General features: G+C 65.4%; 17 protein-coding genes. 11 read left to right on the forward strand and 6 right to left on the reverse strand.

From position 1 onward, the window contains the following. Positions 1 to 35 precede the first annotated feature (35 nt). Both RQP54_RS05975 and RQP54_RS05980 read right to left on the reverse strand, forming a co-directional pair. Complete coding sequence (locus RQP54_RS05975; RefSeq protein ID WP_315677255.1) at positions 36 to 857, reverse strand: formate/nitrite transporter family protein; 822 nt, start codon at positions 855 to 857, stop codon at positions 36 to 38. Between the two features lie 67 nt (positions 858 to 924). Further along, the gene (locus tag RQP54_RS05980) at positions 925 to 4,008 is read right to left on the reverse strand and encodes an EAL domain-containing protein (protein WP_315677256.1); all 3,084 of its coding nucleotides are present in this window, start codon (positions 4,006 to 4,008) and stop codon (positions 925 to 927) included. Positions 4,009 to 4,104: 96 nt separating this feature from the next. Here RQP54_RS05980 and RQP54_RS05985 point away from each other — a divergent pair, with 96 nt between their 5' ends. Continuing rightward, the gene (locus RQP54_RS05985) at positions 4,105 to 4,485 is read left to right on the forward strand and encodes a hypothetical protein (RefSeq protein ID WP_315677257.1); all 381 of its coding nucleotides are present in this window, start codon (positions 4,105 to 4,107) and stop codon (positions 4,483 to 4,485) included. A 24-nt stretch (positions 4,486 to 4,509) separates the two neighbouring features. Here the strand turns inward: RQP54_RS05985 and RQP54_RS05990 are convergent, their stop codons facing one another. After that, the gene (locus RQP54_RS05990; RefSeq protein ID WP_315677258.1) at positions 4,510 to 5,127 is read right to left on the reverse strand and encodes a helix-turn-helix domain-containing protein; all 618 of its coding nucleotides are present in this window, start codon (positions 5,125 to 5,127) and stop codon (positions 4,510 to 4,512) included. A 108-nt stretch (positions 5,128 to 5,235) separates the two neighbouring features. On the opposite strand from RQP54_RS05990, the gene RQP54_RS05995 reads away from it, so the two are divergent. The 8 genes from RQP54_RS05995 (at position 5,236) to RQP54_RS06030 (ending at position 12,380) form a co-directional block, all read left to right on the forward strand. Next, positions 5,236 to 6,609, forward strand: coding sequence for an NAD(P)/FAD-dependent oxidoreductase (locus tag RQP54_RS05995; protein WP_315677259.1), 1,374 nt, complete (start codon positions 5,236 to 5,238; stop codon positions 6,607 to 6,609). Then, positions 6,606 to 7,415, forward strand: a complete 810-nt coding sequence (locus tag RQP54_RS06000) for a DUF1365 domain-containing protein (RefSeq protein WP_315677260.1) — start codon at positions 6,606 to 6,608, stop codon at positions 7,413 to 7,415. The genes RQP54_RS05995 and RQP54_RS06000 overlap by 4 nt, the downstream gene beginning before the upstream one ends. 19 nt (positions 7,416 to 7,434) lie before the next feature. After that, on the forward strand, positions 7,435 to 8,700 hold the full coding sequence (locus RQP54_RS06005) for a cyclopropane-fatty-acyl-phospholipid synthase family protein (protein WP_315677261.1): 1,266 nt from the start codon (positions 7,435 to 7,437) through the stop codon (positions 8,698 to 8,700). A 5-nt stretch (positions 8,701 to 8,705) separates the two neighbouring features. Then, a complete protein-coding gene (locus tag RQP54_RS06010) occupies positions 8,706 to 9,260 on the forward strand; it encodes a chalcone isomerase family protein (RefSeq protein ID WP_315677262.1) in 555 nt (184 codons plus the stop codon). Continuing rightward, complete coding sequence (locus RQP54_RS06015) at positions 9,257 to 10,543, forward strand: MFS transporter (protein ID WP_315677263.1); 1,287 nt, start codon at positions 9,257 to 9,259, stop codon at positions 10,541 to 10,543. Before RQP54_RS06010 ends, RQP54_RS06015 begins: the two co-directional genes overlap by 4 nt. Further along, complete coding sequence (locus RQP54_RS06020; RefSeq protein WP_315677264.1) at positions 10,533 to 11,075, forward strand: DUF3833 domain-containing protein; 543 nt, start codon at positions 10,533 to 10,535, stop codon at positions 11,073 to 11,075. The genes RQP54_RS06015 and RQP54_RS06020 overlap by 11 nt, the downstream gene beginning before the upstream one ends. Positions 11,076 to 11,151: 76 nt before the next feature. After that, positions 11,152 to 11,931 carry an SDR family NAD(P)-dependent oxidoreductase gene (locus RQP54_RS06025; protein WP_315677265.1) on the forward strand — a complete coding sequence of 260 codons (780 nt, stop codon included), beginning with the start codon at positions 11,152 to 11,154 and terminating at the stop codon, positions 11,929 to 11,931. 2 nt (positions 11,932 to 11,933) lie between these two features. Continuing rightward, positions 11,934 to 12,380, forward strand: coding sequence for a nuclear transport factor 2 family protein (locus RQP54_RS06030; RefSeq protein ID WP_315677266.1), 447 nt, complete (start codon positions 11,934 to 11,936; stop codon positions 12,378 to 12,380). Between the two features lie 13 nt (positions 12,381 to 12,393). Here the strand turns inward: RQP54_RS06030 and RQP54_RS06035 are convergent, their stop codons facing one another. Beyond that, positions 12,394 to 12,642, reverse strand: a complete 249-nt coding sequence (locus RQP54_RS06035) for a hypothetical protein (protein ID WP_315677267.1) — start codon at positions 12,640 to 12,642, stop codon at positions 12,394 to 12,396. Between the two features lie 159 nt (positions 12,643 to 12,801). Between RQP54_RS06035 and RQP54_RS06040 the strand changes: the two genes are divergently transcribed. After that, positions 12,802 to 13,941: a homoserine O-acetyltransferase gene (locus tag RQP54_RS06040; RefSeq protein ID WP_315677269.1), complete on the forward strand. Its 1,140-nt coding sequence runs from the start codon at positions 12,802 to 12,804 to the stop codon at positions 13,939 to 13,941. Further along, positions 13,938 to 14,522, forward strand: coding sequence for a methionine biosynthesis protein MetW (gene metW, locus RQP54_RS06045; protein WP_315677270.1), 585 nt, complete (start codon positions 13,938 to 13,940; stop codon positions 14,520 to 14,522). Before RQP54_RS06040 ends, metW begins: the two co-directional genes overlap by 4 nt. A gap of 15 nt (positions 14,523 to 14,537) precedes the next feature. On the opposite strand, the gene RQP54_RS06050 is transcribed toward metW, so the two are convergent. Together RQP54_RS06050 and RQP54_RS06055 are read right to left on the reverse strand one after the other, a co-directional pair. After that, complete coding sequence (locus RQP54_RS06050; RefSeq protein WP_315677271.1) at positions 14,538 to 14,864, reverse strand: hypothetical protein; 327 nt, start codon at positions 14,862 to 14,864, stop codon at positions 14,538 to 14,540. A gap of 27 nt (positions 14,865 to 14,891) precedes the next feature. Next, positions 14,892 to 16,178 carry an ammonium transporter gene (locus RQP54_RS06055; RefSeq protein WP_315677760.1) on the reverse strand — a complete coding sequence of 429 codons (1,287 nt, stop codon included), beginning with the start codon at positions 16,176 to 16,178 and terminating at the stop codon, positions 14,892 to 14,894. Positions 16,179 to 16,350: the final 172 nt, after the last annotated feature.

Here is a 16,350-nt window from a genome sequence, read left to right on the forward strand (position 1 = left end):
GAGCTGCCAGGCGCCGACGCCCCAAATCGGGTCGTTCAGGTCTCGGGCTTGCGCTGGTAGATCACGTGGTAGGTCAAGCCCACCAGCAGGCTTCCCCCGACCAGGTTGCCGGCAATGACAGCTAGCAAATTGCTAGCTGTCTGCGCAATTTCCACGGGGGGTAGGGTCAGATTTGGCAGGGAAAAGTGCTGCAGCAGCCAGGCCAGCGGAAAGATGTACATGTTGGCGATGCTGTGCTCGAACCCGGCCGCCACGAAGGCCGCGATGGGCAGGACGATGGCCACGAACTTGTCCACCACGCTGCGCCCGGCCATGGCCATCCACACCGCCATGCACACCAGCACATTGCACAGCAGCCCGCGCACGAAGGCCTGCTCCCAGGGTAGCGCCTGCTTGGCCAGGGCCGACTTCAGCACCGCAGCCCCGACAGCACCGCCATTGGCCTGGGCGTGGCCGCTGAGGAATACCAGCAGCGCCAACCCGGCCGCGCCGACCAGGTTGGCTAGGCAGACCCAGAACCAGTTGCGCAGTAGCTCGTGGGTGCTGATGCGTCCGTCCGCCCAGGCCATGGCCAGCAGGTTGTTGCCCGTGAACAGCTCCGCGCCTGCCACGACTACCAGCAACAGGCCCAGTGCAAACACCAGCCCGCCGCCCACGGCCGATGCCGCAGGGCCCAGCGTGGCGTCGCTGCGCACGATGAAGGAAAACAGCGCCCCCAGCCCGATGAAGGCACCTGCCATCACGCCCAGCAGCAGCAGCGGGAGCAAGGGCATGCGCGCCTTGGTCACGCCCACGGTTTCGATGCGTCGGGCAATTTCGGCAGGGGTGTAGGCGTCGAAGGAAAAATGGTCAGACATGGGGCAATGATGCCGCGCCTTGACCACCGCGCCCATGGGTGTTTGCCCGTGGAGCGGCCGCAGTGACTCAGGTGACTCGGGCGGAAAGGAAGCGCTCGAACTCCGCCGCGGGTGCCGGTCGTGCGTAGAAGTAGCCTTGTGCGAAGTCGCAGCCCATGGCCTGGAGGATGTCGCGTTGTTCGGCCGTCTCCACGCCTTCGGCGATCACGGCCAGGCCCAGGCTGTGCGCCATGGCAACGATGCCCTCGCACAGGGCCATTTCCGACGAGCCCGGCTGCAGGTTGCGCACGAACGACTGGTCGATCTTCAGGTAGTCAATGTCGAACTTGCGCAGGTAGGACAGCGATGAATAACCGGTACCGAAGTCATCCACCGCCACCTGGATGCCGCAGTCGCGGTACTGGATCAGCTTGTCGGTCACGTGGGCGTGGCCGTCCATCAGCACCCCTTCCGTGATCTCCACGACGATGCTTTCTGGCGACACACCTTGTTCCTCCAGATAACGCAGCCAGTGGCTGCCGGAGGGCCGGTGGGCGCGCGCCTCGAACTGGACCGGCGACTTGTTGATGCTGATCTGGAACTGCGGGCCGAAGCGGGCATGCCACGCGCGCAGTTGGGTCACCGCGGTTTCAAACACCCAGTCACCGATGTCATGGATCGCGCCCACTTCCTCGGCGATGGGGATGAACTGCGCCGGCGACACCGCGCCGCGCGTGGGGTGGTGCCAGCGCAGCAGGGCCTCGGCCTTGCGCACTTCGCCGCTGCGCAGATCGACGATGGGCTGGTAGAACACCTCCAGCTGCCGCTGTGCCAGAGCCACACGCAAATCGGCCACCAGATGCATACGCTCGACGGCAGAGTCCTGCAGGTTCTTCGTGAAGAAGCAAAAGCGCTGCCGCCCGCCCGCCTTGGCTGCATACATGGCCTGGTCGGCGTTCTTGATTAGCTCGTTGACGGTCTGCGCATCCGACGGGTACAGCGCGATGCCGATGCTGGCCGACACATACAGCGTGTGTTCATGCAGCAGGAACGGCTGGGATACCTGGTCGATGATCTTCTGCGCGATCGGACCGATGTCGTCGAGCTTGTGCTGGTCCGAAATGATGACGGTGAACTCGTCGCCCCCCAAGCGGGCCACGGTGTCGTAGTCCCGCACGCAGGACTTGATGCGCGTTGCAGCCTCCACCAGCAGCGCATCGCCCACCTGGTGGCCCAACGTGTCGTTCACCTCCTTGAACTGGTCGAGGTCGATGAACAGCAGCGCCAGCACTTCCGAGGTGCGCTCGGCACGCCGGATCTTCATGTCCAGCCGGTCATAGAACAGGCGTCGGTTCGGCAAGCCGGTCAGGGCGTCGAAGTTGGCCTGGTTCCAGGCCTTTTGCTCTGCCGCCTTGAGCTCGGAAATATCGGTGTTGGAGCCCACCATGCGCAAGGGCGTGCCGTCGGCGGCGCGGTTCACGGCCATGCCGCGCGCCAGAATCCACTTGTAGCTTCCATCCTTGCAGCGGATGCGGTACTCGGTCGCAAAAGTCCCCAGGGGGGACGCGAGCTGCGTGGCAATGTCGCTGCGCATGCGCTCCAGGTCATCGGGGTGCACATGCTGCAGCCATTCCTTGTGCAGGCTGGGAACTTCGCCCTCGGCATATCCCAGCATCTCGTAGTAGCGGCGCGAGCAGATGGCCTGCCCGCGCTCCATATCGATGTCCCAGAAGCCGTCGCCCGAGCCTTCGAGCGCGAACTTCCAGCGGTCTTCGGCCTCCTTGCGCTGGGTGGTGTCGTAGAAGTTCACCACCACATGGCGAATGTTCCCGGCTGCGTCAAACGAGGGGAAGGCACTGGCCAGAAGCCAGCGCGTCCCGGCCCGCTCCGGGATCTTCACCCCCACGACAACCTCGCGGATCGGCACCCCGTCGCGGATGACCCGTGGTGCCGGGTAATCTTCGGGGGCCAGGGCGGCACCGTTTTCGGATACAAGCTGCCAGCGCGGGTCCAGCACTTCGGTTCCATACAGTTGCGCTGCCGAAACGCCCAGAAGCTCCAAGGCTTTGGCGTTGGCATAGGTCACGCCCGCACCGGGCACATTCACCAGCACACCGGTCTGCAGGTTCTCCATCAGGTCGCGGTGCTCGCCCTGCATCCGCGCGACCCCTTCCAGGTATTCCTCCCTGCGCACCAGCGCACGGCTTGACTGGTAGGCAAACACCAGCAGCAGCAGGGCCAGCGTGCCGATCAGGCCCCCGACGATGCCGGCCTGCCTGCGCCAGGATTCCAGCTCGATTTGCGGCGACAGGCCGACGTTGACCAAATAGCCGTAGCGCGCGCTTCGCTGGTATGAATAGAAACGGACGAACGGATCCAGACTGGTGGCATCGCTGACGTAGCTGCCCTCGTTGGGGTTGTCTGCCAGGGCCTGGGTGAACGGGGTCGACACCTTGGTCGATCCGATCGGGATCGGGTCGTCTACGCCAAAGACATGGCGGGCGATCAGCCCCATGTCCCGATCGCGCAGCCCCACAGAAGCCTGCTCCCCGATAGGGAGCCGGCTGAGCATGTTCTGGAGCTCGTCGACGTAGATCGACGCGTACACCGTGCCAGCGAATCGGCCATCGCGTGTGGTGATGCGTCGCGCCAGCGTCAGCACATAGCGCTGCGCTATCCGGGCCAGCACTGGCTTGGCGACAAACAGGCCGGAGTCGGGATGGTCTCTGAGGGTGGTGAAGAACTCCCGGTCTGCCAGTGAAACGGGTGCAGCGGGCAGGTCCTTGCCGTAGACGACCAGACCGCGTGCGTCGGTGCCGCGGAAATACGCGAAATGCGGGATGCGGCTGGATTGCGTCTCCAGATAGGTAGAAATGGACGCAGGATCGGCATGGCCGCTGGCCAGCTGGCGCGCAATCTCGTCCGCCGATGCCAGTAACGCCACGTCGATCATGGAGAAGGTGCCGTCGATGGTCTGCACGATCGAAGCGGCGGTATTCTTGCTGGCGGCGTTGATGCGCGCCACGGTGCTGTCGCGCAGCTGCTGCATGGCCAAGCCCGCCACCACCGCAATGGTGCCAATCAGTGCCAGCGCCACGGCGTAGTACGCGCGACCGAACCACGGTGCGGTGGTCGGGGTCTTCCGAGGCGAGAGGTCGGACGGGGACAGCATGCCTATAGTTTGCTATGGATTTGCAGCCCATGGCACCATTCGTGGCACTAATCGTTCCTTCCAGCCACGCGGGGCCGCGTCCGCTACCATCGGACCATGCAAACCCTGTGGTTCGGACTGCTCAGCTGCCTGTGCATGGCCTGCACCGAAATGCTCAACGGTATCTTCCGCATGCGCTATCTGGTGCGTTGGGTGGGCAAGCCACGGGCACAGGTGCTCAGCGTAGGTACCGGTCTGCTGTTGGCAACCGCCGTTTGTGCCTATTTCTCACCGTATTGGGGCGTGCACACCCCTGCAGGGCTCACCGCGTTGGGCATGGCGTTCTCCGTGTTCATGGCCGCTTTTGACGTGGCGGTCGGCCGCTGGCTCATGCGCCGCACGTGGCAGCAGATCGCCACCGATTTCGACCCGCGCAGCGGCAACTACCTCAGTGTGGGGCTGGTGCTGCTCAGTGGGGTGCCGTACCTGGTCGGGTAGCGGTGCTGATTCCCCGTGGCTCGGTCAGCGCGAGCGCAGGCCGTCGAAACAGGTGCCCATCACCATGGCGATGATCTCGTCGTCACTGTGCAGTTCCGTCATCTTCAGGAACTCCAGCACCGGGTCGCAGGCGCGGGCATACAGGGTGTAGAGCACGGCGATGGCGGGCAGTGCCGGGTTGATGGCGCCTTGCGCCTGTGCTTCCTCGATCCAGCCACCGAGCACGTCGCTCACTTCCATCAGGCCGTCCATGTAGCCCTTGTGGGCCATGAGCGCGGCACGCAGCGTCGAGTTCTGGCTCGGCAGTGTGGGCATGTTGCCCGCCAGCTTGAGGCGCATGGTCCACTCCACGGTGGCGCGCAGCTTGTCGAGAGGGGCGTTGTCGGCTGGCAGCGCGGCCAAAAAGGCCTGGGCCTGGGCCATCAGGTGCGCCATGGCGGCGGCGGCCAGGTCTTCCTTGCTGGGGAAATGCTTGTACAGGCTGGCCTTGGCAATACCCACGGCGGCAGCCACTTCGTCCACCGTCATGGCGTCGAAACCCTTCTCGGCCAGCAGCCGGTTCACGGCATCGATGATGGCCTGTTCACGCGCGGCCAGCATCTGTGCCTTGAACGAAACCTTGGGGGTGTGGGCAGTAACCATGATGCAATTATAGTCTTTCCGGTAATTTCGTGAACTGATTAGTCACAAATCATACATTAGCGACTAGTTCAATACGTTTCGGTTATTTTACGAGTCTGGAGAAACCCTGTGGCACCCAAGGTAGCAATCATCGGAAGCGGCATCGCCGGTTTGGGCGCAGCCCACGCCCTGCGTGGTCATGCAGACATCACCCTGCTCGAAGCCGGCCCCTACTTCGGTGGCCATACCAACACCGTGGACGTGCGCTTGCCGGACGTCCAGGGGCGTTCGGTGACCCACGGGGTGGACACCGGCTTTCTGGTGTTCAACGAGCGCACCTACCCGAACCTGATCGCCTTGCTGGGCGAGCTCGGGGTGGCCAGCACCCAGTCCGACATGTCGTTCTCGGTGCAGGCCACGACGGGCGCGGCGGGCAAGCCCCTGCTATGGAGCGGCACCGACCTGAACGGCCTGTTTGCCCAGCGCAGCAACCTCTGGAGTCCACGCTTCTGGGGCATGCTGGCCGACCTGCTGCGCTTCAACGCGCTCACCACACGCCTGGCCCGTGAAGGGTCGGATGCCCAGATGTCGCAGACGCTGGGGGCCTTCCTGGACGAACAGGGCTTCGGCCAAGCATTCCGCGAGTGGTACTTCATGCCCATGATGGCATGTATCTGGAGTTGCCCCACACGCCAGATGCTCGAGTTCCCCGTAGCCACCATGGTCCGCTTCTGCCACAACCATGGCCTGCTGCAGGTCACCAACCGCCCGCAGTGGTGGACCGTGACCGGTGGCGCCCGCCATTACGTGCAGGCGATCACCGATTCGATTGGCGACAAGCGTCTCAATGCCCCGGTGCAAGGCGTGCGCTATGACGCAACCGCTAACGACGCGCGCGGCGGTGTGTGGGTACAGACCACCCATGGCGAGGAACTCTTCGACCGTGTCGTGCTGGCCACCCACAGCGACCAGGCGCTGCGCCTGCTGCACGATGCCACGCCCGACGAGCAGCGCGTGCTCGGCGCCATCGGCTACCAGCCCAACGTGGCGGTGCTGCACACCGACACCAGCGTCATGCCCGCCGCGCGTGCCGCCTGGTCGGCCTGGAACTACGAACGCGCCCAGGACGAGCACACCGAAGACGCACGCGTTTGCCTGCACTACTGGATAAACCGCCTGCAGCCGCTGCCCTTTGCGCAGGACGTAATCGTCAGCCTCAACCCGGTGCGCGACATTGACCCGGCCAAGGTGATCCGGCGCATCGACTACGCGCACCCCGTGTTCGACCTGGCCGCCATGGCCGCACAGCAGCAGGTACCCGCACTGCAGGGCGACCGACATCGCTACTTTGCCGGGGCCTGGATGGGCTACGGCTTTCACGAAGACGGTCTCAAGGCGGGCATGGCAGCCGCCAATGCCCTGCTGCACGACCTGGAGCGTGCCCGCCATGCGCCGGATGCGCCCAAACCTGCCGCCATGTCGGCGTTGGAGCCCGCGCTGTGACTGCGGCCTGGACGCCCGTCCCCCAGCTCGGCTTCGGCCAGGTGGTGCACGCGCGCACGCGCCCGGCGCGGCATCAGTTCCAGTACGGAACCTACTTTCTGCTGCTGCCCATGCGCACCCACGCGCTGCCCTCCGCGGCATGGGACTGGCAGCCCAACCGCGCGGGTGCGCTGAGTTTTCGCGATGAGGACCACGGCGCTGGCGTCCCGGCAACGCAGGGCGGTGCACTGCCTTGGCTGCTGGCCTTGCTGGCCGCCCACGGCCTGCCCGACACGGGGGGGGACATCTGGCTCCAGACCTATCCGCGCGTCTGGGGCTACAGCTTCAAGCCCGTGAGCTTCTGGTACTGCTTCGACAAGGGGGCCGAAGGCGAACTGCGGGCCGTGGTGGCCGAGGTCAACAACACCTTTGGCGAGCGCCACTGCTACGTGCTGCGCGCGCCCCAGTGGGGCCAGACCGTGCAGGCTGACAAGCAGTTCCATGTGAGCCCTTTCTGCGAGGTGCAGGGCCACTACGCCTTCTGCTTCGAACGCCAGAATCAGGACGGGAAGTCCTCCCTGAGCGCACGCGTGGACTACCACGATGCGCAGGGATTGCTGCTGCACACCCGCATCACCGGCGCGCTGCAGCCGCTCAACGCAGCCGTACGCCGCAAGGCGCTGTGGGCCTACCCCCTCATGACCCTGGGCGTGGTCTGGCATATCCACCGGCAGGCCTTTGCGTTGTGGCGCAAGCGCGTGCCATTCTTCTCCAAACCCGAACCGCCGCTGCACAGCGCCACGCTGAGCCGGCCCGAAACCCCTTGACCCCCGACAGGAGCGCACCATGCCCACTGCACTGCCCCTCGCTGCCACCCCTTCCGCAGCCCTGACTCTCCCGCAGGACACCCCCTTGACCGCCCGGCGCGTGCTGCGCTTGCTGCAGCGCCTGCGGGTTGGGGTACTGACCGTGCAGCTGCCCGACGGCAGCCAGCACCGCTTTGGCCAGGCCCATGAAGACCATGCCGGCTCCGCCGTGCTCCATGCGCACCTGCATCTGCACAACTGGAAGGTGTTCTCCGCCGCGCTCAAGAGCGGCGACATTGGCTTTGCCGAGAGCTTCATCGCGGGCGACTGGAGCACGCCCGACCTGGTGGGCCTGCTGGCCCTGCTTAGCGCCAACCGCCAGGCCTTGGAGTCCGTGGTGTACGGCAACTGGCTGGGTCGGCTGGCCTACCGCATCAAGCACCTGATGCAGCGCAACAGCCGTGCCGGTAGCCGCAAGAACATCCACGCCCACTACGACCTCGGCAACGACTTCTACAGGCTCTGGCTCGACGAAACCATGAACTACTCCAGCGCCTGGTTCAACGGCAACCCGGAGCTGCCCTTGCCCCTGGCGCAGACCGCCAAGGTGTGCCGCGCGCTGGACGAATGCGATGTGCAGATCGGCGACCGGGTGCTCGAGATCGGATGTGGCTGGGGTGCTCTGGCCGAGCAGGCCACCGTGCAGTACGCTGCCAGTGTGGTCGGCGTCACGCTCTCCACCGAGCAGCTGGCTTGGGCGAACGCCCGCCTGCGCAAGCTCGGCATCGGCACCGGCCCTGGCGCCCAGGCCGACCTGCGGCTGCAGGACTACCGCGACATCACAGATGCGCCGTTTGACGCCATCTGCTCCATCGAAATGGTGGAGGCCGTGGGGCAGGAGTACTGGCCGCAATACTTCCAGACCGTGCAGCGCCTGCTCAAGGACGGCGGCAAGGCCTGCATCCAGAGCATCGTCATCCGTGACGACCTGTTCGAGCGCTACGTCAAGTCCACCGACTTCATCCAGCAGTACATCTTTCCTGGTGGCTGCCTGCCTTCGCCCCAGGCGTTCCGTGCGCAAGCCAGCGCCGCCGGGCTGAGGGTCATCAACGAAATTTCCTTTGGCGGCGACTATGCGCGCACATTGCACCAGTGGCGTGCGGCGTTTCATGCACGCCGCCAGGAGGTACTGGCGTTGGGCTTCGACGAGCGCTTCCTGCGTATCTGGGACTTCTACCTGGCCTACTGCGAAGCCGCCTTCCAGACCGGCGACATCGAACTGATGCAGTTCACGCTGCAGAAATAGTCGCTATGAAAACGGTAGCTGCTTGCGCAATGTTCATGGGGGCTGCAGTGCTATTTGGCCTGCAAGGCAAGGCCATGGCCGAGCCGATGAAGCCACCGGCGGAGGTGGTGCAAGTGCAGCCGCAGGCAGTGCTGTCGGGGCGCAGCACCCTGCGCGTACTGGGGCTGGCCATCTACGACGCCCGCCTGTGGGTCAGCCGCGACTTTGCGCTGCCCAGCTATGTGCAACATCCTTTTGCGCTGGAATTGCAGTACCAGCGCAGCCTCAAGGGGCGGCTCATTGCGCAGCGCTCGTTGGCCGAGATGCGCCGCCAGCGCGACTTTCCCGAACCCCAGGCCACGACCTGGGGCGAGCAGATGCAAGCCCTGTTTCCCGACGTGGGCCCTGGTGACCGCATCACCGGCGAATACCTGCCGGGCAGCGGTGCGCGCTTCTGGTTCAACGGGCGCCTGCTCGGCGAGGTGCGCGACGCCCAGTTCGCCAAACTCTTCTTCGGCATCTGGCTCAGCCCCGAAACCTCGGAACCGCAGGCGCGCTGTGCGCTGGCGGCATGCTCATGAGCCCCGTCCATGGCTTGGGTGACGGCCTGCGCTACGGCCTGTTGGGCTTGCCGTTAGCGTTCTGCGCATTGCCGCTGTATGTGGTCATGCCGCACTTCTACGCCACGCAATGGGGCGTGTCGCTCAGTGTGCTGGGCGGTCTGCTGCTTGCCTTGCGAGCCCTGGATGCCCTGATAGACCCCTGGATCGGACGTTGGTGCGATGCCTGGGCGCACCAGGGCATCCTGCGCCTGTGGAGTGCCATGGCCCTGGCGGCCGTGGTGCTGGCCTTGGCCTTTGCGGCGCTCTTCCACCCGCTGGTCGACGCTTCCCACGCCGTGGCCTGGGCCGGAGGGTGCCTCGCACTGACCTACCTGGCCTACAGCCTGGTGACCGTGGGCCACCAGAGCTGGGGGGCACGGCTGGGGGGCGACGCACGGGGGCGCAGCACCGTGGTCGCGTGGCGCGAGGGCTTGGGCCTGCTGGGCGTCGTACTCGCCTCCACCGTACCAGCCCTGTGGGGAGCGTCGTCCCTGGGCTGGGTCATGGCGCCGCTACTCCTGTTGGGGATGGGGGCACTGCGTTGGGCCCCTCGGCCCCCTACGTTGCCGCGGACGGATGCTGCTTCGGCAGTAGCGGACCAAGACCTATGGCTTCCCTGGCGCAATCCGGCATTCGTGCGGCTGGTGGCGGTCTTTGCGCTCAATGGCATCGCCAGTGCGGTGCCAGCAACGCTGGTGCTGTTCTTCATTGAAGACCGTTTGCAGGTGGCAGGGCATTGGCAGGGCGTGTTCCTTGGCCTCTACTTTCTCAGCGCCGCGCTGTCCATGCCCCTGTGGTTGCGGGTGGTCGCGCGGGTCGGTCTTGAGCAGTCGTGGCTGATGGGCATGGTGCTCTCGGTTGCGGCCTTTGTGGGCGCTGCAGCGGTCGGCACAGGCGATGTGCTGCTGTATGGGGTGGTGTGTGTGGCCAGCGGTCTGGCATTGGGCAGCGACCTGGCCATTCCCGCCGCCTTGTTGGCCCAGGTGGCCCAGCGCTCCGACGCACCCGACAGTGCCAGCGCGCAGGGTGTGTACTTCGGTTGGTGGAACCTGGTCACCAAGCTCAACCTGGCCTTGGCTGCGGGCCTGACGCTGCCGCTGCTGGCGGCACTGGGCTACACCCCCGGCAGTCGCACTGCAGCGCCGCTGGCCATGCTCACTGCCGTCTATTGCCTGCTGCCCTGCGCGCTCAAGGCGCTGGCCGGTGCCGCCCTGTATGGCTTCTTTGTGCGTCCTTCCGAAAGGCTTCCCCATGCAACGTAGAACCCTTGTGGCCGCCCTGGCGGCCGGAGTCACCGTAACGCTGGCGGGGTGCAGCAGCCCCAAGGTGACCGACTATGCCAATCAGACCCCGGTGCTGGACCTGCGCAGCTACTTCAACGGCACGCTCGATGCCTACGGCGTATTCACCGACCGCAGCGGGGCAGTCGTCAAGCGCTTCACCGTCGTCATGGACTGTCGCTGGAGCGGCAATGAGGGGGTGCTCGACGAGGCCTTCACCTATTCCGATGGCAGCACCCAGCGCCGCATCTGGCGCCTCACCGCGCTCGACGGCGGGCGATTCGTGGGCCGCGCCGACGATGTGGTGGGCCAGGCCCAGGGCCAGCAAAGCGGCAATGCCTTCCAGTGGGGCTACACCCTGGCGCTGCCGGTGGACGGCCGTGTGATCGAGGTGCAGTTCGACGACTGGATGTTCCTCATGGATGAGCGCGTCATGCTCAACCGTGCCGCCATGTCCAAGTGGGGCGTGCACCTGGGCGACGTGACCCTGAGCTTTGTCAAGAGGAAAACATGATGCCAGTCCGCACAAATGTTGCGTATGGTGCTTCCAAAAGCATAGCGACTGTGGATGCCGTTGCGAAGGAGGTCCTATGGCCCTGAACCGATCCATGGACGACTGGACAGGCCGCAGGGTCTGGCTGGTGGGGGCCTCCACGGGTATCGGCCGTGCCACCGCCAGTGCCTTGCATGCCCGGGGCGCACAGGTCGTCGTGTCGGCACGCCATGCCGATGCGCTGGATCGCTTCGTGGTCGAGCACCCGGGGGCACAGGCGCTGCCGCTGGACGCCACCGACCGTGCTGCCGTGCAGGTTGCAGCCGCCGCGTTGGCAGGCACGGGACCCTTGGACTGCGTGGTGTACTGCGCCGGCCACTACGCGGCCCAGCAGGCCGATCACCTGAACCTGCCCGACATGGTGCGCCACAACGAAATCAACTACCTGGGGGCGCTCTACCTGCTCGACGCCGTGGTGCCGCTACTGCTGGCGCAACCCCAGGAGCGGCGCGGGCACATCAGCCTGGTGGGCAGCGTGGCGGGTTACCGCGGCCTGCCCAACAGCCTGGCCTACGGACCCACCAAGGCCGCGCTCATCAACCTGGCCGAGACGCTTTATATCGACCTGCGCCGCCACGGCGTGGGTGTGTCGCTCATCAACCCCGGCTTTGTGGAAACGCCGCTGACGGCACAGAACCACTTCAAGATGCCCGCACTCATCAGCCCGCAGCAGGCGGCGCAGGAGATCCTGCAAGGCTGGGCCCGTGGCGCCTTCGAGATCCATTTCCCGCGCCGCTTCACGCTCGGCATGAAGCTGCTTGAATTGCTACCCTACCCGGCCTTCTTTGCCGCCATGCGCCGACTGCAATCTGCCTGACCATGACCACTACCGACGATTACCGCAGCGCCGTGGAGCGCATCGTGCAGGCCTTCGAGACCATCACGCCACAGTCCGTGGCTGCGCTGGGCGACATCTACACGCCGCGTGCCCACTTCAAAGACCCGTTCAATGACGTGCACGGCCTGGCCGAAGTGCAACGCATCTTTGCGCACATGTTCGTGGCGCTCGAGTCGCCGCGCTTCGTGGTGACACGGCGCATCGTCGACGGCTCGCACTGCTTCCTGGCCTGGGAGTTCCGCTTCAAGTTCCGCCGCTTCGACACCACCACCGAGCAGTGCGTGCTGGGCGGTTCGCACCTGCAACTGGCCCCCGACGGCCGCATCCTGGACCACCGCGACTACTGGGACGCGGCCGAGGAGCTGTACGAGAAGCTGCCGCTGGTGGGAGCGTTGATGCGGTGGCTGAAAAAACGGGCCAACACTTAGGCAGCCTGCTGCATCAAACCGGTGTGCGACCGCTGGCCACGGCGGCCGCAATGGTGGCGATCAGGATGAACAGGCGTTCCCCATGCACGGCGGGGAACTGCTGTTCCAGCGCGTGCATGGCCTGGAATTCATGCAGCTGCGAAATCCAGCCCCCGTTGGCTTCCATGCAGGGTTTGACCAGCGCAAACGCAGGCACAAAGATGGCCCGCATGTCGTAGTCGCTGCGGTGCTCTGTTTCGGGGGCGGGCGCATTGGTGTCCATGGGCGTTCCTGCGGGGTGTTCCCGCATGATAGTGGAGCGCGTTAGAATTGTCGTGCGCCGATTTGCCACCGCTTGCGGGCGCTTTATAAGTTCAGCTAAAGACCGCGCCTACCCGGCACTGCCCTTAGTTGATAAGCGAGCACTGCCGGGTTTTCTTTTATGTACGCCACACCACAGTCCATGCATTTCGATGCGCCGCTGCCGCTGCAAAGCGGCGCGAGCATCCGCGACTACGACCTCAGTTACGAGACCTACGGCACGCTCAATGCCGACAAGTCGAACGCCGTGCTGATCTGCCACGCGCTCAATGCCTCGCACCACGTGGCCGGGCGCTACGAGGGCAAGGACAACTCCGAGGGCTGGTGGGACAACATGATCGGCCCGGGCAAGAGCCTGGACACCGACCGTTTCTTCGTCATCGGCGTGAACAACCTGGGCTCGTGCTTCGGCTCCACCGGCCCCATGCACACCAACCCCGACACCGGCAAGGCCTATGGCGCCGACTTTCCCGTGGTCACGGTCGAGGACTGGGTCAACGCCCAGGCCCGCCTGCTCGACAAACTGGGCATTGACACCCTGGCCGCGGTCATGGGCGGGTCTCTGGGCGGCATGCAGGCCCTGAGCTGGACGCTGCAGCACCCCAGCCGCGTGCGCAATGCCGTGGTGGTGGCCAGCGCACCCAACCTCACGGCCGAGAACATCGCCTTCAACGAGGTGGCGCGCCGCGCCATCGTCACCGACCCGGACTTCCATGGTGGCCATTTCTACCAGCACGGCGTGGTGCCCAAACGCGGCCTGCGCATCGCCCGCATGATCGGCCACATCACCTACCTCAGTGACGACGTGATGAACGAGAAGTTCGGGCGCCAGTTGCGCGAAGCGGTGCTGGACTCGGCCAGTGGCTACAAGTACAGCACGCAGGACATCGAGTTCCAGATCGAGAGCTACCTGCGCTACCAGGGCGACAAGTTTGCCGAATACTTTGACGCCAACACCTACCTGCTGATCACCCGCGCGCTCGACTACTTCGACCCGGCGCGTGCCCATGGCGGCAACCTGAGCAAGGCACTGGCCGCCGCCACCTGCAAGTTCCTGCTGGTCAGCTTCACCACCGACTGGCGCTTTTCGCCGAAGCGCAGCCGCGAGATCGTCAAGGCCCTGCTCGACAACCAGCGCGAGGTCAGCTACGCCGAGATCGACGCACCCCACGGGCATGATGCCTTTTTGCTCGATGACCCGCGTTACATGCGCGTGGTGCGCTCTTTTTTCGATAGCGTCAAGGTGGGAGGTGCGGCATGACGGATATTTCGACCCAACGCGCCATTGCCGAACTGGTTCCCCGCGGCTCGCGCGTGCTCGACCTGGGCTGCGGCGACGGCAGCATGCTGGCGTATCTGCAGTCCGAGCGTGGCTGCAGCGGCTACGGCATCGAGATCGATGACGCCAATGTGCTGGCCTGCGTGCAGCGCGGCGTCAACGTCATCCAGCTCAACCTGGAAGACGGCCTGGCCATGTTCGACGATGCCAGCTTCGACGTGGTGCTGCAGATCGACACCCTGCAGCACCTGCGCAATGCCGAGGTCATGCTGCGCGAGACCGTGCGGGTAGGCCGCGTCGGCGTGGTTGCCTTCCCAAACTTTGCACACTGGCCCAACCGCCTGAGCATCCTGAAAGGCCGCATGCCTGTCACCAAGCGCCTGCCCTACCAGTGGTACGACACGCCCAACATCCGCGTCGGTACCCACGCGGATCTGGCCGTGCTGGCCGCACGCAATGGCCTGCAGGTGCAGGACAGCTTCGGCATCCAGGATGGCGCCGTGGTCCGCTTCGCCCCCAACCTGCGTGCCGGCACATCGGTGTACCAGCTCACCCGGTCCTGAGTTCGTTTTCTGGGCCTAGCGGATGCCCCGGATGTATCGGGCGGCTTCCGGGGGCGGAGCGCTGGCGGCGCCATCCCGCAGGGACTGGGCCGCCGCGTGCAGTAGCCGTTCGCGCAGCGGGCGGGCGGGCTCGGCTGGCGCCATGGCGGATTCCAGCTTGGTGGCCCATTCGGCCAGATCGGGTTGGCCGTCACTCTGGGCGCGTTCGCGGGCAAAGCGCACCACTTCGGCGGCGTATTCCGTGTTGATGGCCATCCATTCCGTGTCGGTCACGCGCCCGGTCTTGCGCCGCAGCAGCACATGCAGGTGGGCGGCGATCGCCAGTCGTTCACTGTTCAGCATGGTCCCTCCTTCCCGGTCTTGTCGTCTTCAGGCGCCCAGATGCTCTCGGTGCTGGGCCACATCCAGGCCCGTGCGTTCGGAGTCCTCGTCGACCCGCAGACCGACCACGAGCCGCACGAGCCACAGCAGCGCAGCGGTCACCACTGCGCAGTACACCACCACGACCAATGCGCCCAGGGCCTGGGTGGCTACATTGCCGGTGACTCCGCTGATGGCCTTGCTGGCAAATACCCCGGTGAGCAGCGAGCCCACGATGCCACCGATGCCATGTACCCCGAACACGTCGAGCGAGTCGTCCACGTTGAGCAGGCGCTTGAGCCCGGTCGCGCCCCAATAGCAGGCCAGGCCGGCCACTGCACCAATCACGAGCGCATCGCGCGGGTGCACGAAACCGGCTGCCGGTGTGATGGCCACGAGCCCTGCGACCAGGCCTGAGCACAGTCCGAGCAGGGAAGGACGCTCACGCACCACCCATTCGGCCAGCATCCAACTCACGGCGCCCGCTGCGGCTGCGATGTGGGTGACTGCCATGGCCAGGCCCGCGCGACCGTCTGCGGCCACGGCTGAGCCGGCATTGAACCCGAACCAGCCTACCCACAGCAGCCCTGCGCCGGCCATGGTCAGGCCCAGGTTCACCGGTTCGAAGGCCTCGCGTCCGTACCCCTTGCGCGGTCCCAGCATATAAGCGGCAACCAGACCCGCCACGCCTGCATTGATGTGCACCACCGCGCCACCGGCAAAGTCCAATACACCCATCTGTGCCAGCCAGCCGCCAGGCTCCCACACCCAGTGGGCCACCGGGGCATACACCAGCAAGGACCACAGGCTGATGAACAGCATCAGCGCGGAGAAACGCATGCGTTCCACCACCGCGCCGACGACCAATGCGGCGGTGATGATGGCGAACGTCAACTGGAACATGGCGTACACCGACTCCGGCACATTCGGTGCCACGTGGCTCACGGCCACGACGCCTGCTTCCTTGAGGTACACCAGGCCTGAGAACCCGGCACGTTCCCAGCCACCGATCCAGGTGTTGCCCGGTGTAAATGCCAGCGAGTAGCCAGCGGCAAACCACAGCAGACTCACCACCGCGGTTATGGCCACCACACTGGCCATCGTGTTGATCACGCTCTTGCGGCGCACCATGCCAGCATAGAAGAATGCAACGCCGGGCAGGGTCATCAGCAACACCAGGGCTGTGCTCACCAGCATCCAGGCCGTGTCCGCACCATTGAGTGAGTCCTGGGGCACCAGCCCAGGCCGGCTGAGCGGGGCAGGTGCAGCCGGTGCGGTCGTCGTTGTGGTGGGCATGGACGGCGCGGCTACCGCAACCGGAGGCGACATGGAAGGCATTGCAGTCGAGGCGGGCTCCTGGGGTGCCGGGGCGGGAACCTGCGCCTGGCACGCCAGCGCTGCCCACAAGCCCACTGTGCCCAGCAGGCACCTCCACGAAGTCGCATTCTTTCGGTGCATATCCATCCTC

The organism is Curvibacter sp. APW13, from assembly GCF_032337135.1.
Taxonomy (GTDB): Bacteria; Pseudomonadota; Gammaproteobacteria; order Burkholderiales; family Burkholderiaceae_C; genus Allorhodoferax.